This window comes from Xanthomonas sp. NCPPB 1062 (assembly GCF_041481705.2).
Lineage (GTDB): Bacteria > Pseudomonadota > Gammaproteobacteria > Xanthomonadales > Xanthomonadaceae > Xanthomonas > Xanthomonas euvesicatoria.
Window position 1 is genome coordinate 1,597,150 of sequence record NZ_CM192987.1, and the last position, 21,909, is coordinate 1,619,058.

Annotated in this window: 19 protein-coding genes; 6 read left to right on the forward strand and 13 right to left on the reverse strand. The window is 65.4% G+C overall.

Annotated features, from left to right (window positions below):
* From ACCQ16_RS06995 to ACCQ16_RS07055, 13 genes are all read right to left on the reverse strand, one after another.
* Nucleotides 1-828, reverse strand: coding sequence for a phosphatidate cytidylyltransferase (locus tag ACCQ16_RS06995; RefSeq protein WP_277572874.1), 828 nt, complete (start codon nucleotides 826-828; stop codon nucleotides 1-3).
* Nucleotides 825-1,583: a polyprenyl diphosphate synthase gene (gene uppS, locus ACCQ16_RS07000; RefSeq protein ID WP_011346894.1), complete on the reverse strand. Its 759-nt coding sequence runs from the start codon at nucleotides 1,581-1,583 to the stop codon at nucleotides 825-827. Before uppS ends, ACCQ16_RS06995 begins: the two co-directional genes overlap by 4 nt.
* Before the next feature lie 17 nt (nucleotides 1,584-1,600).
* Nucleotides 1,601-2,158, reverse strand: coding sequence for a ribosome recycling factor (gene frr / locus ACCQ16_RS07005; RefSeq protein ID WP_005921623.1), 558 nt, complete (start codon nucleotides 2,156-2,158; stop codon nucleotides 1,601-1,603).
* A 187-nt stretch (nucleotides 2,159-2,345) separates the two neighbouring features.
* Nucleotides 2,346-3,068 carry a UMP kinase gene (gene pyrH / locus ACCQ16_RS07010; RefSeq protein WP_005911727.1) on the reverse strand — a complete coding sequence of 241 codons (723 nt, stop codon included), beginning with the start codon at nucleotides 3,066-3,068 and terminating at the stop codon, nucleotides 2,346-2,348.
* A 106-nt stretch (nucleotides 3,069-3,174) separates the two neighbouring features.
* The gene (locus ACCQ16_RS07015) at nucleotides 3,175-4,698 is read right to left on the reverse strand and encodes a sensor domain-containing diguanylate cyclase (protein WP_277572875.1); all 1,524 of its coding nucleotides are present in this window, start codon (nucleotides 4,696-4,698) and stop codon (nucleotides 3,175-3,177) included.
* A gap of 277 nt (nucleotides 4,699-4,975) precedes the next feature.
* A complete protein-coding gene (tsf, locus tag ACCQ16_RS07020; protein ID WP_008578287.1) occupies nucleotides 4,976-5,854 on the reverse strand; it encodes a translation elongation factor Ts in 879 nt (292 codons plus the stop codon).
* A 169-nt stretch (nucleotides 5,855-6,023) separates the two neighbouring features.
* Complete coding sequence (gene rpsB, locus ACCQ16_RS07025) at nucleotides 6,024-6,821, reverse strand: 30S ribosomal protein S2 (RefSeq protein WP_011346896.1); 798 nt, start codon at nucleotides 6,819-6,821, stop codon at nucleotides 6,024-6,026.
* 383 nt (nucleotides 6,822-7,204) lie between these two features.
* A complete protein-coding gene (locus ACCQ16_RS07030; protein ID WP_029819029.1) occupies nucleotides 7,205-7,930 on the reverse strand; it encodes a fimbrial biogenesis chaperone in 726 nt (241 codons plus the stop codon).
* A 2-nt stretch (nucleotides 7,931-7,932) separates the two neighbouring features.
* A complete protein-coding gene (locus ACCQ16_RS07035) occupies nucleotides 7,933-8,265 on the reverse strand; it encodes a hypothetical protein (protein ID WP_029819030.1) in 333 nt (110 codons plus the stop codon).
* Between the two features lie 48 nt (nucleotides 8,266-8,313).
* Complete coding sequence (locus ACCQ16_RS07040; RefSeq protein ID WP_277572876.1) at nucleotides 8,314-9,348, reverse strand: Csu type fimbrial protein; 1,035 nt, start codon at nucleotides 9,346-9,348, stop codon at nucleotides 8,314-8,316.
* The gene (locus ACCQ16_RS07045) at nucleotides 9,345-11,696 is read right to left on the reverse strand and encodes a fimbria/pilus outer membrane usher protein (RefSeq protein WP_277572877.1); all 2,352 of its coding nucleotides are present in this window, start codon (nucleotides 11,694-11,696) and stop codon (nucleotides 9,345-9,347) included. Before ACCQ16_RS07045 ends, ACCQ16_RS07040 begins: the two co-directional genes overlap by 4 nt.
* Nucleotides 11,697-11,712: 16 nt before the next feature.
* On the reverse strand, nucleotides 11,713-12,483 hold the full coding sequence (locus ACCQ16_RS07050) for a fimbrial biogenesis chaperone (protein WP_031421858.1): 771 nt from the start codon (nucleotides 12,481-12,483) through the stop codon (nucleotides 11,713-11,715).
* Nucleotides 12,484-12,491: 8 nt separating this feature from the next.
* Nucleotides 12,492-13,016 carry a Csu type fimbrial protein gene (locus tag ACCQ16_RS07055; RefSeq protein WP_005911736.1) on the reverse strand — a complete coding sequence of 175 codons (525 nt, stop codon included), beginning with the start codon at nucleotides 13,014-13,016 and terminating at the stop codon, nucleotides 12,492-12,494.
* A 317-nt stretch (nucleotides 13,017-13,333) separates the two neighbouring features.
* On the opposite strand from ACCQ16_RS07055, the gene map reads away from it, so the two are divergent.
* The 6 genes from map (at nucleotide 13,334) to asnB (ending at nucleotide 21,847) form a co-directional block, all read left to right on the forward strand.
* Complete coding sequence (map, locus tag ACCQ16_RS07060; RefSeq protein WP_008576697.1) at nucleotides 13,334-14,110, forward strand: type I methionyl aminopeptidase; 777 nt, start codon at nucleotides 13,334-13,336, stop codon at nucleotides 14,108-14,110.
* Nucleotides 14,107-16,716 (forward strand): [protein-PII] uridylyltransferase, encoded by a 2,610-nt coding sequence (locus ACCQ16_RS07065; protein ID WP_008576698.1) that lies wholly within the window; start codon nucleotides 14,107-14,109, stop codon nucleotides 16,714-16,716. Before map ends, ACCQ16_RS07065 begins: the two co-directional genes overlap by 4 nt.
* A 21-nt stretch (nucleotides 16,717-16,737) precedes the next feature.
* On the forward strand, nucleotides 16,738-17,934 hold the full coding sequence (dapD, locus tag ACCQ16_RS07070; protein WP_057680905.1) for a 2,3,4,5-tetrahydropyridine-2,6-dicarboxylate N-succinyltransferase: 1,197 nt from the start codon (nucleotides 16,738-16,740) through the stop codon (nucleotides 17,932-17,934).
* 192 nt (nucleotides 17,935-18,126) lie between these two features.
* Nucleotides 18,127-18,483: an arsenate reductase gene (locus tag ACCQ16_RS07075; protein ID WP_065628509.1), complete on the forward strand. Its 357-nt coding sequence runs from the start codon at nucleotides 18,127-18,129 to the stop codon at nucleotides 18,481-18,483.
* Between the two features lie 245 nt (nucleotides 18,484-18,728).
* Nucleotides 18,729-19,859, forward strand: coding sequence for a succinyl-diaminopimelate desuccinylase (gene dapE / locus ACCQ16_RS07080; protein ID WP_011346903.1), 1,131 nt, complete (start codon nucleotides 18,729-18,731; stop codon nucleotides 19,857-19,859).
* A gap of 293 nt (nucleotides 19,860-20,152) precedes the next feature.
* Nucleotides 20,153-21,847 carry an asparagine synthase B gene (asnB, locus tag ACCQ16_RS07085; RefSeq protein WP_011346904.1) on the forward strand — a complete coding sequence of 565 codons (1,695 nt, stop codon included), beginning with the start codon at nucleotides 20,153-20,155 and terminating at the stop codon, nucleotides 21,845-21,847.
* The last annotated feature ends 62 nt before the right edge of the window (nucleotides 21,848-21,909 follow it).

Sequence of the window (21,909 nt, forward strand, 5' to 3'; positions counted from 1 at the left end):
CTAGAATCCGAGAATTTCCTTGCCGAGTGCGAACACCGGCAGGGCAGCGAGCACGCCATCGATGCGGTCCAGCACGCCGCCATGGCCCGGAATCAGCGTGCCCGAGTCCTTGGCGCCGGCGTGGCGCTTGAGCAGGCTTTCGAACAGGTCGCCCAGCACCGATGCCAGCACCGCCAGTGCGGAGACCAGCACCAGCTGCGGCACATGTGCCAGCGTCAGCCCGGCCAGCCAGCCGAATGCGCAGGCAACCGCAATGCCGGCGAGCAGGCCTCCGAGCAACCCTTCGATGGTCTTGTTGGGGCTGACCCGCGGCGCCAGCTTGTGTTTGCCGAACGCGCGGCCGGCGAAGTAGGCACCGGAGTCAGCCGCCCACACCATGGTCAGCGCGGTCAGCAACCACAGGTTGCCCTTGTCCGGGCTGGCATGCAGCAGCACCAGCGCTGCCCATGCCGGCAGCACCGCCAGGGTGCCGGCGGCCAGCTTGAGTGCGCGCGCCTGGCCGTTGCCATGATCGGCGCCGAAGGTGAAAAAGCGCAGCCACAGCAGCGCCAACAGCCACCACGCCACGCCGACCAGCGACGCAATCTGAAACAGCACCATCGAGCCGGCCGAGGCCCACACCATCAGCACCATGAGCAGCAGGTTGAGCGTCAAAAGCACGGTGCGCGGCAGGCTGTCGTCGATCCCGGAGAGCTTGAGCCACTCCCACAGGCCGGTCAGTAACAGGACCGCCGCCAGCGCTGCCAGCCATTGGGTGGGCAGCAGCACGATCGCGCAAATCGCGAGCGGCGCCATGATCAGCGCGGCAATCACGCGAGTCTTGGTCATGCGGAGGAGCTCTCCGTCGCCTTGTCGGCGATCTGTGCGCTGGTCAGGCCGAAGCGGCGTTCACGCCCGGCAAAGTCGTCCAGCGCTTGCTGCAGCACGCCGGCATCGAACTCCGGCCACAGGGTTTCGGTGAACCACAGCTCGGTGTAAGCCAGCTGCCACAACAGGAAATTGCTGATGCGGGTGTCGCCACCGGTGCGGATGAACAGGTCCGGCGCGGGCAGGTCGGCCAGGGCGACCCGGCTGGACAGCAGCGCTTCGTCGATCTGCTCTGGCTGCAGGCGGCCGGCAGCGACGTCTTCGGCCAATGCGCGGGCAGCCGCTGCGATGTCCTGGCGGCCGCCGTAGCTGGCTGCGATGCTCAGCACCAGCCGCGAGTTCGTTGCGGTGCTGCGCTCGGCGCCGGCCATGCGCTCGCGCAATGGTGCGGCAAAGCGGCTGCGGTCGCCGATGAAGCGCACCTGCACGCCACGTCGCTGCAGTTCTTCGACCTCGCGGTCGAGCGCATGCAGGAACAGCTTCATCAGCGCGTCGACCTCATCCTGCGGACGGCCCCAGTTTTCACTGGAAAACGCGAACAGGGTCAGCGCCGACACGCCTTTTTCCAGGCAGAAATCGATCGTGCGATTGACCGCGCGCGCGCCGGCGCGATGGCCGATCATGCGCGGACGCCGCCGACGCTGCGCCCAACGCCCATTGCCATCCATGATGATGGCGATGTGGCGCGGCACAGCAGCAGAAGGGACTGGATGCATGGCAGGCGATGCCACGATCAGACCGTCATCAATTCCTGTTCCTTGCCCTTGACGACCTCATCCACGTCCTTGATGGCCTTGTCGGTGAGCTTCTGGATATCGTCCTCAGCGCTGCGGGCTTCGTCTTCGGTGACGGCCTTGTCCTTGAGCAGATCCTTGACCTGCTGGTTGGCGTCGCGGCGGATGTTGCGAATGGCGACCTTGCTATCTTCGCCCTCGCCATGCACGGACTTGCTGAGCTCCTTGCGGCGCTCCTCGGTCAGCGGCGGCAGGTTCAGGCGGATCACGGTGCCGACCACGGTCGGGGTCAGGCCCAGATCCGAAGCGTAAATGGCTTTTTCCACGTCCTTGATCATGCCCTTGTCGAACAGGCTGATGACCAGCGAGCGGCCTTCGGACACGCTGATGCTGGCAACCTGATTCAGGGGCGTATCGGCGCCGTAGGCCTTGACCTTGATACCGTCCAGCAGCGCCGGCGAGGCACGGCCGGTGCGGATGGTGGTGAGGGAATGGCGCAGAGCATCGATGCTCTTGGTCATGCGCGTCTGCGCGTCTTGTTTGATCTGGGTGAGCATCGCCGGAATCCGTGTGGAGCTGAATCCGGGGATTATAGCCGGGACTGGGGTTTCACGACTCGCGGGCCGTCAGCACCCGCGCAGCCGGTTCACTTGGCGCCACTTTTCACGCCGGGCGCCGGGTTGGAGATCGCTGTGCAGCCTGCGGCCATGCGCTCTTGCGATTCCCCAATCCCGATTCCCGACCTCAGCTGCGGCCCTGCACCAACGTGCCGATCTGCTCGCCGTGCAGGATGCGCAGCAGCACGCCCGGTTCGCTCATGCCGAAGATGCGCAGCGGCAGGTCGCTGTCGCGCGCCAGTGCGAAGGCGGCGGTATCCATCACTTCCAGGCCCTGCAGGATCACCTGGTCGTAGGTCAGGCTGTCGTAGCGCACCGCATCGGTGTGCTTCTTCGGGTCCTTGTCGTACACGCCGTCGACCTTGGTTGCCTTGAGCAGCAGGTCGGCACCGATCTCGATCGCGCGCAGCGCTGCGCCCGAGTCGGTGGTGAAGAACGGGTTGCCGGTGCCGGCGGCGAAGATCGCGATGCGGCCCTTCTCCAGGTGACGGATCGCGCGGCGACGGATGAAGTCTTCGCAGACATCGTTGATCTTGATGGCGCTCATCACGCGCACCTTGGCGCCGAGCTTTTCCAGCGCATCCTGCATCGCCAGCGCGTTGATCACCGTGGCCAGCATGCCCATGTGGTCGCCGGTGACGCGGTCCATGCCGCTGGCAGCCAGGCCGGCGCCGCGGAAGATGTTGCCACCGCCGATCACCAGCGCCACCTGCGCGCCGGCCTGCTGGGCTTCGATCACTTCATGCGCCAGGCGATTGATGACCTTGGGGTCGATGCCGTAATCCCCGTCCCCCATCAGCGCCTCCCCGGAAAGTTTGAGAAGAATGCGGCGATAGGAAAGTTCGGACATGGGGAAACCTCGGGGGTGGGGGATCGGCAAACGCCGGCAATTCTAGCGGAAGCCTGTCACCTGGCGTGGTAAAAATTCCTTTGTTGGCAGTGGCGTGACCGGTTGCTCAATGCGCGCGCGGGTTCGGCGGCGTTGGTACATCGGTCGCATCGTACGCGGTGACGCGGTTGCGGCCGCGATGCTTGGAGCGATACAGCGTGCTGTCGGCGGCCTGCAACAAATGGTCGATGCTGTCGAACTGGCGCTCGGCACCGCCGTGCGTGGCAAGACCCGCAGAGAAGGTGATATGCAATGGGCCGCCCTGCAGTTGCGCCATCGGCGTACGCGCGGTTTCGGCCAGGATGCGTTCGATCACCATCAGCGCCGCATCGGCAGGTGTATTGGGCAGGATCACCAGGAATTCTTCGCCGCCGTAGCGCGCCACCAGGTCGCTGGTGCGCACCATGCGTTGCAGCGTTTGCGCGAAATTGCGCAACACTTCATCGCCGACCAGATGTCCGTGCGCATCGTTGACGCGCTTGAAGTCGTCCAGGTCGATGAAGGCGATCGACAGCGGCCAGCCCTGGCGCGAGGCCAGTTCGAACTCATGCGTCAGCGCGGTACCGAGCTGATGCCGATTGAATACCCCGGTCAACGCATCGCGGCTGGCCTGTTCGGCCAGATGACGCATGCGGTTTTCCGATTCGTCGGCATGCCGGCGCGCTTCGGCCACGTCCTGCAATTCGCGCAGACTGCGCAGCATCGCCAGTTCACGCGCCTGCTCGAAGATCATCTGGATGTGCTCGGGCTGCGGCACGCGGATGTCGAACAGCGCCTCCAGTTCCGGCAGCGATTCGGCGATGCGTTCGATCACTTTTTCGAAGCGTTCGGCATCGAGCTCCAGCACGTCCTGCGCCTGCTGCTGCGCATGTTCGGTTGCAGTGACCGCGCTGGCCGAGAGCCAGATATCGGCCAGGCGCCCGGATAGCGCCACGCAGGCCATGAACGGTTCCAGGCCTGCCGGTTCTTCTTCGCTCTGCGCAATCGCATTCTGCAGATACGGCGGCAGCTGCCACTGATGCGCCAGCCAGGCGCCGACTTCGGCATGCGTGGCGCCCAGCTGTTCGCGTTCGGCAACCAGCAGCGCGGTGTTGTCGGCGGCCTGTTCCAGCAGCGGCCCGTATAGATCGGGCGCGCCCTGCAGCAGGGCCAGCTTGCCGATGTCCTGCAGCAGGCCCGCCAGCATCAATTCTTCGGGTTTGCGGATGCCGTAGGCCTGGCCGAGGATGCGACTGGCCAGCGCGCATAGGCCGGCGCGGCGCCAGATGCGCTCGTGCAAGGGGTGGGCGATGAAGGTGCTGCGCACGCCGTGCACCATCGAAAAGCCCAGTGCCAGGCTCAAGGTCGCGTTGAGGCCGAGCATGGTCAGCGCCTGGCCGAGATTGTCGATGCGGCGGCGACTGGCGTAGAGCGGCGAATTGGCCACCCGCAGCATACGTGCGCTCAATGCCATGTCCACGCCGATGACCTTGGCCGTGGTGGTCATGTCCACGTCCGGATCCTGCGCAAGTTCGATGATGCGCAACGCAACGCCGGGCGGCGAGGGCAGGTTACGGCAGTAGTGCAGGGCGGCCTGGAGATCTGGTTGCATGAGTCATCGCCAACAGTGGCCACAAGCATACAGCTGCGGTCGTTGAGTAGGGCGCGCCATGCTCCGCCATCGCCGCGCCACAAAACATGCGTGATGGAACGCCAGAGCCTGGTCGGCATCTTCAGGTAACGGCAATGCCGATGACATCTGTAGAGTTGAGGCCGCTTGCCGCCGTGCCGGATGCGTTCGCTTCAGGTTCGCGCCAGTGTGCGGATGCGCGAGCGACAGGCAAAAAAAAGCCGCGGCATGCCGCGGCTTTTTTTCCGAGCGGGGAAGATCAGGCCAGGCCGGCCTGCTTCATCACTTCGGCGGCGTAGTCTTCCACCACCTTCTCGATGCCTTCGCCAACGGCCAGGCGCTGGAAGCCGATCACGTCGGCGCCGGCGGCCTTGACTGCCTGCTCGACGGTCTGGTCGGTGTTGAGCACGTACGGCTGGCCGTACAGCGTCACTTCGTTGACGATCTTGCTGATCTTGCCGCTGATGATCTTTTCCAGAATCTCGGCCGGCTTGGCCTTGTCCTTTTCGGACATCTTGGCCAGTTCGATTTCCTTTTCCTTGGCAACGAATTCGGCTGGAACGTCGGAGGCCTTGACGTGCGGCGGGTTCATCGCCGCAATGTGCATGGCGATGCCGCGCGCCAGCTCGATGTCGCCACCCTTCAGTTCGACCAGCACGCCGATACGGCCGCCGTGCACATAGGCCGCGACGTTGTTGGCGCTGTCGATACGGACCAGGCGACGCACCTGCAGGTTTTCGCCGACCTTGGCGATCACCGCAGCGCGACGCTCTTCGATGGTCTCGCCGCTGTCGAGCTTGACGCTCTTGAGCGCTTCGGCATCGGCAGCGTCCGAGTTCAGTGCGGCATTGGCCACGACCTCGGTGAAGGCCAGGAAGTTTTCGTCCTTGGCGACGAAGTCGGTCTCGGAATTGACTTCGACCAGCACGGCCTTGCCGCCGGCCTGGGCGGTGGCGATGCGGCCTTCGGCGGCGACGCGGTCAGCCTTCTTGTCGGCCTTGGCCAGGCCCGACTTGCGCAGCCACTCGGCCGCGGCGTCGATGTCGCCTGCGTTTTCGACGAGTGCCTTCTTGCACTCCATCATGCCGGCGCCGGTGCGCTCGCGCAGTTCCTTGACCAGGGAAGCAGTGATTTCCATGGAATTACCTCATATGGACGAATGCGTGCGGCGGAAGCGATTCCGCCAGTAGGAGACGGTGCGGCATGCCGCCGCCCCCGTAGATGTATGCAGTAGCCTCAGCGACGGAGCGCGAGGGCGCCGTCGGGACTGCGGCCGCACAGCATGGTGCGGCCGCATTGCACGCCGATTACTCGGCGGCGTCAGCCTTCTTGTCGCCCTTCTTGGCCGGAGCGCGACGGCCCTTGCCTTCGTCGGCGGACTCGGCCGAGAACTCTTCTTCGCGCACCGAAGCGGAGTTCGGCGCAGCCGCCTTGCCTTCCAGCACGGCGTCGGCAGCGGCGCGTGCGTACAGCTGCACGGCGCGAATGGCGTCGTCGTTGCCCGGGATGGCGTAGTCGACCAGGGCCGGATCGTAGTTGGTGTCAACCACGGCGATCACCGGAATGCCGAGCTTCTTGGCTTCCTTGATGGCGATGTCTTCATGGCCGATATCGATCACGAAGATCGCATCGGGCAGGCGGTTCATTTCCTTGATGCCACCGAGCGAGGCGTCCAGCTTTTCGCGCTCGCGACGCAGGCCCAGCACTTCGTGCTTGACCAGCTTGTCGAAGGTGCCGTCGGTTTCAGCGGCTTCCAGTTCCTTCAGGCGGGCAACCGACTGCTTGACGGTGCGGAAGTTGGTCAGCGTGCCGCCCAGCCAGCGCTGGGTCATGAACGGCATGTTGCAACGCTCGGCTTCTTCCTTGATGGACTCGCGCGCGCTGCGCTTGGTGCCCAGGAACAGCACGGTGCCGCGCTTCTGCGCAACCGAGGAGAGGAAGTTCATCGCGTCGTTGAAGAGCGGAACGGTCTTCTCGAGGTTGATGATGTGGATCTTGCCGCGCGCGCCGAAGATGTACGGCGCCATCTTGGGGTTCCAGTAGCGGGTCTGGTGGCCGAAATGGACGCCGGCTTCCAGCATCTGACGCATGGTGACTTGGGGCATTGAAAAAACTCCTGATAGCGGAATCGCCGTGCGCGGCTTGTGGTTGAAAAGTCCGCACATGGATGTGCGGGCTGTTGCGAGGGGCTCGCATCAAAACGCACACGATTCCGGGGTTGGGCTTCCCTGTTGCCTCCGCGACGAACCCTGTGTGAGGGCACCCCGGCGCGGATGGCGGCAGCAGGTGTGAATTCGTCGGTGACGTCCGACGTGGACGACGCAATGCGCAAGAGACGCAAAACAGCCGGCGGAGTATAGCTGGCGAGTGGGCGTGGCGCAATTGGCGGGAATCGGGAATCGGGATCGGGAATCGGAGAGCCTGGTTCGCTTGGGCCTTCACCAGCCCACGATCAGCTAGCGCAATCGGCTTGACCCATTCCCAATTCTCAATTCCCGATTCCCGGCTCCAGCGCCAACGTGCTTTCGATATCGCTGTTGATACGCGCCACGAAGCGGCCGCTGCCTGCGGGCAGGTTGGCGGGCAGGGCCCATTGGCGGGTCTGGCCGGGGAGGACGTAGCCGGCCAGGTCGCCGCGGATATTGCGGCGGGTGCCGCCGGCATCGATATAGGCCAGGTCGGCCAGGCGCGCATGGCTGGAGCCGGAATTGTGGATACGCAACGCGCGCTGGCTGCCGTGCCCGGCCAGGCTGGCGTGCAACGCCGGTTGCGCTGCGCTGGCCTGGCTGGGCTGTGCAAACACCGGGGTGGAATAACGCAGCAGGTCGGTCTCGTTGCCGATCGCGTGCTGGGTCACCACGAGCCGGTAGCTGTCTTCGGCCTGCGTGGGGCTGGGGCCGAGGCGGATCACGCGCAACAGCTGCCGGCCTTGCGACGGAATTTCGAAGTGCGACGGGCTGACCGTGACGCCGGTGGCTGGCTCGAGGAGTTCGCGCTCACCGTCCTGGCGCCAGCGGTAGAGCTTGGCGTCGGCACGCCAGGGTTGCGCGGCCTGGTTGTAGAGCCAGACCGTTGCCTGGTCGCTGTCGGCCGGGATGTGCGCGGTGGTCGGCGCGATGGCGATCTCGGCAGCACTGGCGGCCCCGCTTGCTGCCATACAGCCCAGGGCCAGGGCCCAGGCCAACAGATCGCGAAGGTGGCGAGCAGTGGCCATGCTCAGAACGCGATGGTGGTGATGCGCGCGCTGCCGGCGGGCAGCGGCCCGGCAAGCGCGCTGGCGTCCTGGCCGGTGCTGGTGACGGTGGGTGCCTCATTGCTGCTGGGCGGCTCGGCGATCGCCATCGGCGTGCCCCTGGAGCAACTGGCGCGCGGCGGCGCGGTACGCAATTCGCAACCGCTGAGCAGACGCAGGCCGATGTGGAGCGTGGAATTTTCCGGCCCCCGCGCGGTGGCTGCGTTCGCGGCGGCAGACGTCGCGGCGCAAGCGAGAGCAGCCAGGGCCAAGCGCTTCAGGAAGGTGACCTGCGTCATGGAGGCAATCGTTTGCATTGGAGACGTAACAAATAGCGACGCCCCCGATACGAACTTTATTAACTGTCAGTAAGTGATGGAGACGGTCACCGTGTCGGTATAGGCGCCGGCAATCGGCAGTTGTGGGGCCGGCGCACGGCCATAGACGGTGACCGTCTGGGTGGTGCCATTGCCGGTGCCTGCCAGCGTATCCACCCCGATGACGGTGCCCCACCGATTACTGCGACCGGTATTGCTGTAGAGCTCGTAATTGATGTAATTGGCGCTGCTGGCGTGGCGCATTCGCCGCACGCTGCCGCTGGCATTGCTGCCATTGTCCAGGCCGATATTCCAGGCGGTGCGGTTGGTGCAGGCCAGGCTGATGGTGGAGGTGCGATCGATGGCGGTGTCGATGCTGCCGGCAATGCTGCCGAAGTCCAGGTCGGTGGTGACGTAGGCATTGCAGCGTGCCGGCACGGTGGCCGAGGCAGTGAACGGGAAGGCGTTGCTGGCAGTCTTGGAGCCGGTGCCGCCTGCCGTGCAACTGCTCGGCAGCGAGGGTACCCCGATGATGCTTTCGTTGTAGGAGTAGCGCAGCACGGTGTCGGCGCCACCAAAGCTGCTGGTGTGGTTTCCGACCGAAAGGATCTGGTTGGCCGGAATCCGCCCATACACGGTGATGGTGGCGGTCTGCGAGCCGCCGGTGATGACCGGCACGTTGTAGGACAGTGTCAACGTGCGCGGCGAGGGAGCCGCCGACCCGGTGGCGCCCCAGATCTGCGTGCGGGTTGCCTCGCTGTAGATCTGGAAATCCAGGCTGTCGCTGGTGGAGTTGAGCATGCGACGAGGGGCATACACGCCGCTGCTGGCACTGCCGGGGCCAAGGTCCAGGCAGAGGCTGACTTGTGCGTAGCCCAGCACGCTGAGCGCGGCAGTCGCGCAGGAAACGTTGAGTGTTGCCACTGCATCGGTGGTGCCGTTGGCCGCCACGTTGCCAAATGCCAACGGTGTGCCGAGGGTGACGGTGCAGGTGGTCTCCGCGTGCGCCCGCTCGCTGCGCCCAAGCCACACCATCGCGATCGTCAGCGCGAGCATCAGGCGCCAAAGCGTGGACATGCTCATGGCGTGGTCTGCTCAGGGATGCACTGCAGCGGCCCCACCCGCGGAATGCCGCCCGGATCGGCGGGATACGCGAACTGCGCCACGCAACGGCCCTCGGGCAGGTCGACCAGGATGCGGTTGTCGCGTTGCAGATTGTCCAGATAGGTTTCGCCGTCGTAGCCGACCACCACGCGTTCGGTACTGCCGTCGCGCTGCACCACGCTGCCCACGGGCAGCGGCGCGCCGCGCGCGTCGTGCAGCACGATGATGGCGGCGCGCACGCGGGTAATGCCGAAGCGTACCGCCACGCCGGATTGCTGGCGTGGTGTCACCGTGGTGTCGACACGGTCCACGCGCAGGTCTGCCGGCAGGCTCAAGGTGTCGATGGAGAGCTGGTTGCGCTGCCACGATTGCAACGGCGTCACCAGCAGGGTGCCGCGCGCGTCGGTGACTCCGATCAAGCGGTTTTCCAGGCGGACCGGAATGCCGGGCTGGCCGTCGGTGGAGACCACCGCGAACGCGTCCTGGATATCGCGCGCGGCGAAGGTGCGGCCATTCATCCACACCAGGCTGCCGCTGGCGCTGGCATAGCCGAAGCTGTCGCCGTCCTGGGTTGCGGCGCCGAGGTTGTAGCGGCCGACCCGGTTCAACCAGCCCAGTTCGGCCAGCCCGCCGCTGGCGTCGTCGCCGGCACGGCCTTGCAGGCGCCAGCCGATGCCGCCCAGATCGCCATCGCCAGGCAGCGGCTGGCTGACGTCGGCCACCAGGCCGGTACGCTCGCCGTTGCGCTGCATCGATGCGCTGGCCTGACGCACTTCGCCGAAGGTGGTCGACAGCGACAGGTACAGGCTGCGATCGCTGGAGACATCCAGATTCTGATTGCCCGACAGATTGGCCGCCCAGTTGCGCCCGAAGCTGCGCGACCAGAACACGCTCGCATAGCGCGAGGTATCGCCTTGCGGATAGCTCAGCCGCACATAGCTGGTGCCGAGCGAGCCGATCGGGTCGACGTTGACCCCGAGTGCTGCGCGGTCGCTGACGCGCGCTGGCAGGGCGCCTTGCAGTGCGCCCAGGTCGCGATAATCGCCATGGGTGCGCTGGCTGCCCAGATTGACGTTGAAACGCCGGTTGTTCCAGGCGTAGCCCAGCACGTACTGGCCGCCCCGTAGCGCGTCCATCCGGCTGTGCGCGTAGGCGGCATTGACCACACCGCCCACGCCAAGCAGCCACACGCCGCCTGCGCCTGCGTTGATCACGCCGCCGCCAGTTTCGGCATGCGCTTCGATCGTGAAATCGTCGCGCAGGCCTTTGCGAAAGGTGGCGCTGGCCACACGGCGTCGGTCGTAGGAAAACGATCGCACGCCGTAGTCGCGGCGCAGATGGCCGATGCCGGCCGACCATTCGGAAATGCCGCGCGCCAGCAACTGCGGTGTGCCATAGAACGCGAAATCCAGCCGACGCACGCGTCCGAACGCATCGGTCACCACGATCTGCGCCTGGCCGGTGCCGCTGATGCCCGGTTGCGCGGCCAGCTGAAACGGGCCGGCCGGCACCTGGCCGCTGTACTGGCGCAAGCCGTCCACATACAGCTCGACGGTGGAAGGCACTGCCGCTTCGCCGAGAAAGCTCGGCGTTGGCGTCAGCACCCGATACGGTTGCAAGGCGTAATTGCGGCCGATCTGCACGCCGCCCAGGCGGATCGAGCGGCTCCAGTCGACAAAGCCGCTATAGAAATCGCCCACGCTGAGGCTGGTGGCGCTGTCCGGGAAATCCATCTGCCAGGCACTGTCCAGACGCACCGCTTCGCTGCGCCAGCGTTTGTCCTGGGGGCGGTCGTAGCCCAGGAAGACCGCGGTGGTATCGACCATGCCGCGCCCGATGCCGAACGCGCGCACTTCGGTGGCCAGCGACGCGCTGCTGACGCCGGCATTGCGGGTGGCATACAGGTCGTAATTGAGCAGCATGCCGGGCGATGCAGTGGCGCTGGGCGGGGCCACTTCTTCGGCTTTGAGCACCGTGGTGGACAACGACAGCTGCGCCAGCGGCGCCTGCAGCGCCAGCCGCTGCAGCGCCGCGTCGTAGCGCACTTCCACGTCGGGCAGGCGGTCCAGATCGACCAATTCGCCAGGCACGCGGTCGGCCAGGATGAAGCCGAGTTTGCGCAGGGTTTCCACCGAGCCGCGTAGCCGCCCGTCGACCAGTTCGAATGGTGCCAAGCCGCGGTCGGCCTGGTTCAAGGTCACGTCCAGATACAGCGTTTGCGGCTGTGGCGTAGCGCTGGGTGGCGGCTGATCGGGAAGCGACGTCACATCGGCCAGATCGCCGGCTGCGGCGCTGCCCAGGCAACTGGCGGTCGCAAGGAGCGTCATCGCCAGCCGCGCCGCATCAAGGCGCCGTCGGCGCGGCCAACAAGATACGTTCGTCAGCCTCACCATTGATCCTTGCGATGATGGTGCCGCGGCCGAACTGCGCCAGCGGCGCACCCAGCGACCAACGCATGGTCTGCCCGGGCAGTACATAACCGACCAAGCCGTTCAACGCGGTCTTGGTTGCGCCATCGACCTGGTGCCGCAGGTCGGCGACCTGCGCATGGCCGGTGCCGGTATTGCTGATCTGGATCTGCGCCTTGCCATCGCTGCCGGCAACCACCTGCGCGCTCAGGGTCGGCGAAGGTTCGGTGTTGCCGGGCGGCAGCAGGAAGATCGGCACCGAATAACGCAGCACGAACTGCATGCCTTTGCGGTCGGCATCGGCACTGGGCAGCTCGTCGACGATGATGCGGTAACACTGCTCCTGCCCGCTCGGGGCAGGCCCGGCACGGATGACCCGGATCAACTGGCGCTCGCCAGCGGCCAGCGTGCGCATCGGCGGGCTGACCAGCAGATCCTGGGTGGGGTCGAGCTGATCCTGCCCATCGCGCTGGGTCCAGCGATAGGCGCGGGTCTGCACCTGGACCGGCGCGCTGCCGCTGTTGCTCAGCCACAGGCCGTCGGCGGTCTGCTGGGCGCTCAGGCTCAGCGATGTGGGTGCCAACTGCAGGCTGGCGGCATGCGCCGGCGTCGGCACGGCGCCGTTGGTCATGACCAGCGTCATCGCCAGCCCGGCCGACATCAGCCAGGCAGGTAAACGTGACAACGGGCGGTGATGCACAGGCATGCGCGGGCTCAATAGACGATCGTGGCAGTGATCGTGTCCTGGTAACTACCGGTCGCAGGATTGTTGGCCGACGGGTTGGTCACGCGGCCGTAGACCGGGTAGACCTGGTTCAGGCCGGTGGCGGTGCGGCTGAGCGTGTTGGTGCCGGTGGTGCTGCCCCAGACCGTGCTGCGGCCCAGATCCTGGTAGAGCTGGTAGGCGATGTAGTTGTTGGTGGTCACCAGCGCGTCGGTATTTTTCATGCGGCGGGTGGTGACGTCGTTGGCAGTCCCGGCATTGCTGCCCGCGCTCAGTGCGATGTTGTACGGCGTCAATGCGGTGCACTGGGCCGTCACGCTGCCGTTGGCGTCCGCATTGGCGGTCGAGGTCGAGAGTACCGAGCCGAAGTCGACGTCCGTGGCGGATGCGGCGGTGATCGTGCAGGCCTTGGTGACCGCGATCTTGACGTTGAAGGTGGTGGTGTCTGCCGCGCTCGCCATGCCAATGGTCGAAAGCAGGCCGAGCGATAGCAGGACAGGGCGGACAGTACGCATGGACATTTCCTTGACCGTTCTGGTCATTGATGACGCGACGAGTCGTCGCCTTCCCTGCAATGCATCAGCTGTGCCAAACATAACGCCGAATTCACACGCTATCTAGCTGTCCTGACTCGCTTTATTGGCAAAAGTGCGATGTCCTACGGATGACTTCGTCAAGATGTTTCTTGACGCCGTGTGCACGGGGTCACGCATGAATAGGCGGCTGCGCCGGTTTTCCGCTGTGCGGTCCGCTTGAGGCCAGTCGTTGCGTCCGCAAAAAAGCGCGTGCGCTGGTCGTTCAGATTCAGCCCGGATCGGCGATAATCGTGGCCATGAGCGTCAATCTGAAAACCAAAGAAGAAATCGAACTGATGCGTGTCGCCGGCCGCTTGGCCGCCGAGGTGCTCGATGTGGTGGCGCCGCACGTGAAGCCGGGCGTGACCACTGCCGAGCTGGACCGCATCTGCCATGACCACATCGTCAACGTGCAGGGCACCATCCCCGCCAATGTCGGCTATCGCGGCTTCCCCAAGAGCGTGTGTACCTCGGTCAACAACGTGATCTGTCACGGCATCCCGAGTGCAGCCAAGGTGTTGAAGGATGGCGACATCGTCAATATCGACGTCACCGTCATCAAGGACGGCTGGCACGGCGACACCAGCCGCATGTACTACGTCGGCACCCCGTCGGTGATGGCCAAGCGCTTGGTCGAAACGACATATGAAGCGATGTGGCGCGGCATCCGGGCGGTCAAGCCGGGCGCCACGCTGGGCGATGTGGGCCATGCCATCCAGAAGTTCGCCGAAGCCGAGCGCTTCAGCGTGGTACGCGATTACTGCGGCCACGGCATCGGCAAGGTGTATCACGACGAGCCGCAGGTCATGCATTACGGCCGTCCGGGCGAAGGGCTGGTGCTCAAGCCGGGCATGACCTTCACCATCGAGCCGATGATCAACGAAGGCACCTATCACCATAAGACGCTGCCGGACGGCTGGACCGTGGTCACCAAGGACCGCAAGTTGTCTGCGCAGTGGGAGCACATGGTTGCGGTGACCGAAGACGGCGTGGATGTGTTGACGCTGTCGGCCAATTCGCCCGCGCCGGTATGACCGACACGCCGGCGGAGCGACCCGACCCGGGCGTCGCCGGCGACGCGGACTGGGCCGCGCAGGCCCGTCCGCTGCTGGTGCATGCGGACATGCGCCTGTGCAAACGCTTCGATCAGGGCGAGCCGATCGAGCGTCTGGTCGCGCTGCGCGCACGCGCGGTCGACCAATTGATGCGCAATGCCTGGATGCGCTGTATTCCGGCCGACAGCGGTTTGTCGCTGCATGCGGTCGGCGGCTATGGGCGCGGCGAATTGTTTCCGCGCTCGGACGTGGATGTGCTGGTGCTGGGCGACACCGCCGCGCAACAGCAGCACGAGCAGGCCCTGGCACGCTTGTTCGCGCTGCTGTGGGATGTGGGCCTGCCGATCAGTCACGCGGTGCGCTCGCCAGCGCAGTGCACCGCTGCGGCGGCGGACCAGACCGTGCTCACTGCCTTGATCGAATCGCGCGCACTGGTGGCCGACGGCCAGGCGCGTGCTGCGCTGGCCACGGCGATCGCGCCGCCGCAGGTGTGGCCGCCGCGCGATTTCTTCCAGGCCAAGCGCGAGGAATTGCTGGCGCGCCATCAGCGCTTCGGCGACACCGCCGATAATCTCGAGCCGGATATCAAGGACGGCCCCGGCGGTCTGCGCGATCTGCAGACGCTGGGCTGGATGGCCTTGCGCGCGTTCGGGGTCAAGGACCTGGAGGCCTTGGTCGGGCTGGGCCATGTCGGCTTCGACGAGGCCGCCGCGTTGCGTCGCGAGCGCGAAGAACTTGCCCGTCTGCGTTTCGGCCTGCACATCGTGGCCAACCGGCCGGAAGAGCGCCTGCGGTTCGATTACCAAAAGACCCTGGCCGAACGGTTGGGGTTCGCCGACGACCCGGAAAGCCTGGGCGTGGAAAAAATGATGCAGCGCTTTTATCGCAGCGCTGCACTGATCCGCCGCATCAGCGACCGCTTGTTGCAGCGCTTCGAAGAACAGTTCGATGGCGAAGCGACGCCGGAGCCGCTGGGCGGCGGCTTCAGCCTGCGCCGCGGCTATCTGGCTGCCGACGCCGAGAGCTGGCCGGACGGCGATGTGCTGCAGGTGTTCGCGCTGTTTGCGCAATGGGCCGCGCATCGCGAGGTGCGCGGACTGCATTCGCTGACCGCGCGCGCGCTGGCCGAGGTCCTGCGCGATCTGCCGGCGTACGACATTGCCGATGCAACGGCCCGGGAACGCTTCATGGCGTTGCTGCGCGGCCCGCGTGCGGTGGAAACGCTCAATCGCATGGCGCGGCTGGGCGTGCTGGGCCAGTGGATTCCGGCATTCGCCAGCGTTTCCGGGCGCATGCAGTTCGACCTGTTCCATGTCTATACGGTGGACCAGCACACCTTGATGGTGCTGCGGAACATCGCGCTGTTTGCCGCCGGCCGTGCCGACGAGCGTTTCTCCATCGCCCATGAAGTCTGGCCGCGTCTGCGCAAGCCGGAACTGCTGTTGCTGGCGGGCCTGTTCCACGACATCGCCAAGGGCCGCGGCGGCGATCATTCGGAACTGGGCGCGGTGGATGCGCGCGCGTTCTGCCTGGCGCATCGCTTGAGCGAAGGCGATACCGAGCTGGTGACCTGGCTGGTGGAGCAGCACTTGCGCATGTCGGTCACCGCGCAGAAGCAGGACATTTCCGACCCGGAGGTAATTCACCGTTTTGCGACGTTGGTGGGCACACGTGAGCGTCTGGACTATTTGTACCTGCTCACCTGCGCCGATATTGCCGGCACCAGTCCCAAGCTGTGGAACGCCTGGAAAGACCGGCTGTTGGCGGATCTGTATTTCGCCGCGCGTCGCGCGTTGCGCGAAGGCCTGGAACACCCGCCGCCGCGTGAGGAACGGCTACGCGAAGCGCGCGAATCGGCGCGTACCTTGATGCAGGCGCAGGGGCACGATGACGTCACCATCGACCGGCAGTTCGCCGGCATGCCGGACGAGAATTTCCTGCGCTTCCGTCCCGAGCAATTGGCTTGGCAGGCGGCCTCGCTGATCGAAGTGGAGATCGGCCAGACCCTGGTCAAGGCGCGTCGCGCGGTGCCGGACAACGACGCACTGGAAGTGTTCGTGTATTCGCCGGACCGCGATGGGCTGTTTGCGGCCATCGTGGCCACGCTCGATCGCAAGGGCTACGGCATCCATCGCGCACGTGTGCTGGATGCGCCACACGATGCAATCTTCGACGTGTTCGAAGTGTTGCCGCAGGAGACCTATGCCGACGGCGACCCGCAGCGGCTGGCGGCAACGCTGCGTCAGGTGTTGGCAGGCGATCTGCACAAGGTGCGCCCGGCGCGCCGCGCAGTGCCGCGCCAGTTGCGCCATTTCCGCTTCGCACCGCGGGTGGAATTCAGCGAAAGCGCCGGCGGCCGCCGCACCCGCATCAGTCTGGTCGCACCCGACCGCCCCGGCCTGCTCGCCGATGTCGCGCACGTGTTGCGCATGCAGCACCTGCGCGTGCACGACGCGCGTATCGCCACCTTCGGCGAGCGTGCCGAAGACCAGTTCCAGATCACCGACGAGCATGACCGCCCGTTGTCCGAATCCGCCCGGCAGGCCTTGCGCGATGCGCTGTGCGCCTGCCTTGACCCTGTCTAGCTAGCAACTCCGGAGACCCCCATGGCCACCAGCAAGAAGACCGCGCGCAAGCAGAGCGCGACCACCCCCACCGCAGCGTCCAAGCGCGCGAGTGCAACGGCCAAGGCCGCCAAGGTGCCGGCTGTTGCCGCTTCCAAGCCAGGTGTTGGCGTCGGCAAGCAGGGCGCGGCAGCTGGCGCTGTCGGCAAAAAGGCTGCTGCATCTGATGCGGCAAGCCCGAAAACCGCTGCAAGGAAGACTGGCGGCAAGTCCGCGACGTCCGCTGCACCGCGCGTGGCCAAGCAGCCGACCAAGGTGGTTGCTGCACCGGCCGCAAAGAAGGCTGCGGCGGCAAAGAAGCTGCCGATTGCAGAGCAGGCCGTGCACAGCGCCGCAACGCAGGTCGGCAGCGACGAACTCAAACTGGGCATCGAAAGCGCATTCGAACGGCGCGCCACGCTGACCATGGACGAGATCGACGGTTCCACCCGTGCCATTGTCAATCGCGTGATCGACGGACTGGAAAGCGGGCAGTTTCGCGTCGCCGAGCCGGACGGGCAGGGCGGCTGGACCGTCAACGAGTGGCTGAAAAAAGCGGTGCTGCTGTATTTCCGCGTCAACGAGATGGCGGTGATCGAAGCGCAGCCGGCGCCGTTCTGGGACAAGGTGGAATCGCGCTTTGCCGGCTTCCATGAAGCCGAATTCCGCAAGGCCGGCGTGCGCGTGGTGCCGGGTGCGGTGGCGCGTCGCGGCAGTTACTTCGGCAAGGACGTGGTGCTGATGCCGAGTTTCACCAACATCGGCGCCTATGTCGGTGAAGGCACCATGGTCGATACCTGGGCCACCGTGGGGTCGTGCGCGCAGATCGGCAAGCACTGCCATTTGTCCGGCGGCGCCGGCATCGGCGGCGTGCTCGAACCGCTGCAGGCCAGCCCCACCATCATCGAAGATCACTGCTTTATCGGCGCACGCTCGGAAGTGGTGGAAGGCGTGGTCATCGGGCACCACAGCGTGATCGGCATGGGCGTGTTCATCGGCCAGAGCACACGCATCTACAACCGCGCTACCGGCGAGATTTCCTATGGCTATGTGCCGCCGTACAGCGTGGTGGTGTCCGGGCAGCTGCCCTCCAAGGACGGCTCGCACTCGCTGTATTGCGCGGTGATCGTCAAGCAGGTGGACGCCAAGACGCGCAGCAAGACCAGCGTCAACGAACTGTTGCGTGGTTTGGCGGATTAATCCGCTTCGCAGCGGCAACAGATGACGCGCAGCGCCGGTCGAGGGTGTGCCTTTGGCACTCTCGGCCGCTGCGATGACACGCGCGTCCAAGCGCGCTTGTGAGATCGCCTGTCGGTCGCGTTGCACGCAGTTTTATCGCACCCCCTTTCGAGAAGTAAGGGGCTCTGCACACCGCTTTTTGGGATATTTCGCATGACCACGCTCTACGGACTCAAAAACTGCGATACCTGCAAGAAAGCCGCCAAGTGGCTGGATCGTTTTGGTGTGGCGTATACGTTTGTCGACTATCGCGATCACAAGCCGGAGCCGGAGACTCTGGCGGCGTGGGCGCAGCAGGTCGGTGGATTCGATGTGTTGATCAACAAGTCTTCGACCACCTGGCGGCAGTTGCCGGACAACCGCAAGGCGGCGGGCAGTGCGGCCGAATGGAAGCTGTTGCTGCGCGAGTACCCGCAGCTGATCCGGCGGCCGCTTGTCATCACCGACGAGGGCGCGCTGCATCAGGGCTTTTCCGACAACGGCTTCAAGAAGCTATTCGGCGTTGGCTAAGCGACTGCGGTTTTCGATGGTGCTGCGGACGGTGTTACCGATATCGTCGTGATACGTGATGTCTCGCATGTTGATCGCGCGCTCATCGGCCGGGCAAGCCGTTCGACCTCGCGCCGGCAATGACGCGACGACTGCCTGCAAACCGGTTAGCTTCCACCACTGCAAGTGCGTTCAAGCCACGCCGATCGATGCAGACACGATCCCTCCATCAACGCCGCGCTGCGGCCCTACTGCGGTGACGTTTCATGAGCGATGTGCTGGAGTTGACCTGTGACCTCATTGCACGTGCCTCGGTAACGCCGGCGGATGCCGGTTGCCAGGCCGCAATTGCGCAGCGCCTGCGCGCAGCCGGCTTCGGCTGCGAGCACTTGCGCCTGGGCGAGGTCGAGAATCTGTGGGCAACCCATGGCAGCGGTGCGCCGGTGCTGGTATTGCTCGGGCATACCGATGTGGTGCCGCCGGGCCCGCGCGAGGCGTGGACCAGCGACCCGTTCGATCCGCAGATCCGCGACGGCGTGTTGTATGGGCGTGGTGCAGCGGACATGAAAGGCAGCGTGGCCGCCTTCGTGGTCGCCGCAGAGCAATTCGTCGCTGCACACCCAACGCACTCCGGCACGCTGGCGGTGCTGTTGACCTCGGACGAAGAGGGCGATGCCATCGATGGCGTGCGCCGGGTTGCCGAGGTGTTTCGCGAACGCGGGCAAACGATCGACTGGTGCATCACCGGCGAACCGTCGTCCACCGAGCGCCTGGGCGATCTGTTGCGCGTGGGCCGTCGCGGCAGCCTGTCCGGCACGTTGACCGTGAAGGGTGTGCAGGGGCATGTGGCGTATCCGCACAAGGCGCGCAACCCCATCCATCTGGCAGCGCCTGCGCTGGCCGAACTGGTGGCGCGGCAATGGGACGACGGCTTCGAAAGCTTTCCGCCCACCAGCCTGCAACTTTCCAACATCCACGCCGGCACCGGCGCCAATAACGTGATTCCTGGCGAGCTGCAGGTGGCCTTCAATCTGCGCTATACGCCACACTGGGACGCGCCGCGCCTGGAAGCCGAAATCACCGCGCTGCTCGATCGGCATGCGCTGGACTACACGCTGCGCTGGCACCGCAGCGGCGAGCCGTTCTATACCCCGGAAGGGCGGTTGCGCAGCGTCGCGCGTGAGGTCCTGGGGGAGTTCGCCGGTGCGCCGCCGGAAGAAAGCACCGGGGGCGGCACCTCCGATGCGCGGTTCATTGCGCCACTGGGTGCGCAATGCATCGAAGTGGGCCCGGTCAATGCCAGCATCCACCAGGTCGACGAGCATGTGCGCGTCGCCGACCTGCAGGCGCTACCGGCGCTGTACCGCACGTTGATCGAGCGCCTGCTGGTCGAGTGAGCGGGCCACGCAGACGCCGTCGTTGCCACTGAAACAGTTGCGCCGGTACCACCGAACCGTTAGCGTCGCCGACATGGTCCTTCGCCTCGCCAACCTCAATAACGCCAACCGCAGCAATCTGCGCGCGAATAATCGTGCGCGGCCGATGCGGATCTGCGACTAGGCGACGTCCACCAAGCGCCCAGGAACCAGAAAAACCCGCATCGGCCGATGCGGGTTTTTTTATGGGCGTCAATCCATGCAGCACGCTCTCACCCGGCCGCCACCCCCCGCAGTTCTTCAGGAGTGTTTCCATGTGTTCCATCTTCGGTATTTTCGGCCTGCAACCCGGTGACGACCTGCAGGCGCTGCGCCGGCAGGCGCTGGAATGTTCGCAGCGGCAGCGTCATCGCGGGCCCGACTGGAGCGGCGTCTACGTAGATACCGGTGCCATCCTGGTGCACGAGCGCCTGGCCATCGTCGATCCGGCCGGAGGCTCGCAACCGTTGCTCTCCGATGACGGGCAGCTCGCCTTGGCGGTCAATGGCGAGATCTACAACCACCGCGAACTCAAGGCGGAGCTGCTGCAGCCGTACGCATTCCAGACCGGCTCCGATTGCGAGGTGATCAATGCGCTGTATCGCGAAGATACGCCGGCCTCCTATCTCAACCGCCTCAACGGCATCTTTGCATTCGCGCTGTGGGACAAGACGGAAGGGCGCGTCATCATCGCGCGCGACCCGATCGGCGTGGTGCCGCTGTACTGGGGACACGACCGCGAAGGCCGTTTGCGTGTGGCCTCGGAACTGAAATCGCTGGTGGACGACTGCGCCGATGCAGCGCAGTTTCCGCCGGGCCATTGGTACGACAGCGCCACCGGCGCACTGAGCCGTTACTACGAGCGCGCCTGGCGCCACTATGACGCGGTGGAAGGTGTACAGGTGCAACTGCAGGAATTGCGCGAAGCATTCGAGCGCGCCGTGCACCGTCAGCTCATGACCGATGTGCCGTACGGTGTGCTGCTGTCCGGTGGACTGGATTCTTCGCTGGTTGCGGCCGTTGCCGCGCGCTATGCCCGTCACCGCATCGAAGAAAACGACACCACCGAAGCCTGGTGGCCGCGCCTGCACTCGTTCGCGATCGGCTTGAAAGGCTCGCCGGATCTGGCCGCCGCCGAAGTGGCCGCCGCGGCGCTCGGCACCGTGCATCACGGCTTCGAATACACCTTCGACGAAGGCCTGGATGCATTGCCCGACGTCATTCGCCACATCGAAACCTATGACGTCACCACCATTCGCGCCTCCACGCCGATGTTCTTGCTGGCGCGGCGGATCAAGGCAATGGGCGTCAAGATGGTGCTTTCCGGCGAAGGCAGCGACGAGATCTTCGGCGGCTACCTGTATTTCCATAAGGCGCCGAACGCGCGCGAATTCCACGAAGAGCTGGTCCGCAAGCTCGACGCGCTCAACAACTACGATTGCCTGCGCGCGAACAAGTCGATGATGGCCTGGGGCGTAGAGCCACGCGTGCCGTTCCTGGACCGCGAATTCCTGGATGTGGCGATGCGCATGGATGCCAGGTTCAAGATGATCGACAAGACCAGCGGTGGGGCAGCGCGCATGGAGAAGGGCGTACTGCGCGAGGCATTTGCCGGCTATCTGCCCGAATCGATCCTGTGGCGTCAGAAAGAGCAGTTCAGCGACGGCGTGGGCTACGGCTGGATCGACGGGCTGAAGGCGCATGCACAGGCGCAGGTGAGCGACCGCGAACTCGCCGCCGCCGACCGGCGCTACCCGGTCAATCCGCCGCAGACCAAGGAGGCGTATTTCTACCGCAGCTTGTTCGAGCAGTTTTTCCCCGGTCAGGCGGCGGCGGAAACCGTGCCGGGCGGCAAGTCGATTGCCTGTTCGTCGCCAACGGCGATTGCCTGGGATGCAAGTTTTGCCGCGATGGCCGACCCATCGGGCCGCGCGATTGCCGGGGTGCACGCGCAGGCGCTGGCTTCGTAAGGCTGCAGTCACTGCAGCGGCCGGCATGCATCGCTGCACGGCCGGCCGCTGTGTTGATCGGC

Coding starts and splice junctions, on each gene's coding strand:
- ACCQ16_RS06995 (WP_277572874.1), bottom strand. CDS start 828: ATGACCAAGACTCGCGTGATTGCCGCGCTGATCATGGCGCCGCTCGCG.
- uppS (WP_011346894.1), bottom strand. CDS start 1,583: ATGCATCCAGTCCCTTCTGCTGCTGTGCCGCGCCACATCGCCATCATC.
- frr (WP_005921623.1), bottom strand. CDS start 2,158: ATGCTCACCCAGATCAAACAAGACGCGCAGACGCGCATGACCAAGAGC.
- pyrH (WP_005911727.1), bottom strand. CDS start 3,068: ATGTCCGAACTTTCCTATCGCCGCATTCTTCTCAAACTTTCCGGGGAG.
- ACCQ16_RS07015 (WP_277572875.1), bottom strand. CDS start 4,698: ATGCAACCAGATCTCCAGGCCGCCCTGCACTACTGCCGTAACCTGCCC.
- tsf (WP_008578287.1), bottom strand. CDS start 5,854: ATGGAAATCACTGCTTCCCTGGTCAAGGAACTGCGCGAGCGCACCGGC.
- rpsB (WP_011346896.1), bottom strand. CDS start 6,821: ATGCCCCAAGTCACCATGCGTCAGATGCTGGAAGCCGGCGTCCATTTC.
- ACCQ16_RS07030 (WP_029819029.1), bottom strand. CDS start 7,930: ATGGCCACTGCTCGCCACCTTCGCGATCTGTTGGCCTGGGCCCTGGCC.
- ACCQ16_RS07035 (WP_029819030.1), bottom strand. CDS start 8,265: ATGCAAACGATTGCCTCCATGACGCAGGTCACCTTCCTGAAGCGCTTG.
- ACCQ16_RS07040 (WP_277572876.1), bottom strand. CDS start 9,348: ATGAGCATGTCCACGCTTTGGCGCCTGATGCTCGCGCTGACGATCGCG.
- ACCQ16_RS07045 (WP_277572877.1), bottom strand. CDS start 11,696: ATGACGCTCCTTGCGACCGCCAGTTGCCTGGGCAGCGCCGCAGCCGGC.
- ACCQ16_RS07050 (WP_031421858.1), bottom strand. CDS start 12,483: ATGCCTGTGCATCACCGCCCGTTGTCACGTTTACCTGCCTGGCTGATG.
- ACCQ16_RS07055 (WP_005911736.1), bottom strand. CDS start 13,016: ATGCGTACTGTCCGCCCTGTCCTGCTATCGCTCGGCCTGCTTTCGACC.
- map (WP_008576697.1), top strand. CDS start 13,334: ATGAGCGTCAATCTGAAAACCAAAGAAGAAATCGAACTGATGCGTGTC.
- ACCQ16_RS07065 (WP_008576698.1), top strand. CDS start 14,107: ATGACCGACACGCCGGCGGAGCGACCCGACCCGGGCGTCGCCGGCGAC.
- dapD (WP_057680905.1), top strand. CDS start 16,738: ATGGCCACCAGCAAGAAGACCGCGCGCAAGCAGAGCGCGACCACCCCC.
- ACCQ16_RS07075 (WP_065628509.1), top strand. CDS start 18,127: ATGACCACGCTCTACGGACTCAAAAACTGCGATACCTGCAAGAAAGCC.
- dapE (WP_011346903.1), top strand. CDS start 18,729: ATGAGCGATGTGCTGGAGTTGACCTGTGACCTCATTGCACGTGCCTCG.
- asnB (WP_011346904.1), top strand. CDS start 20,153: ATGTGTTCCATCTTCGGTATTTTCGGCCTGCAACCCGGTGACGACCTG.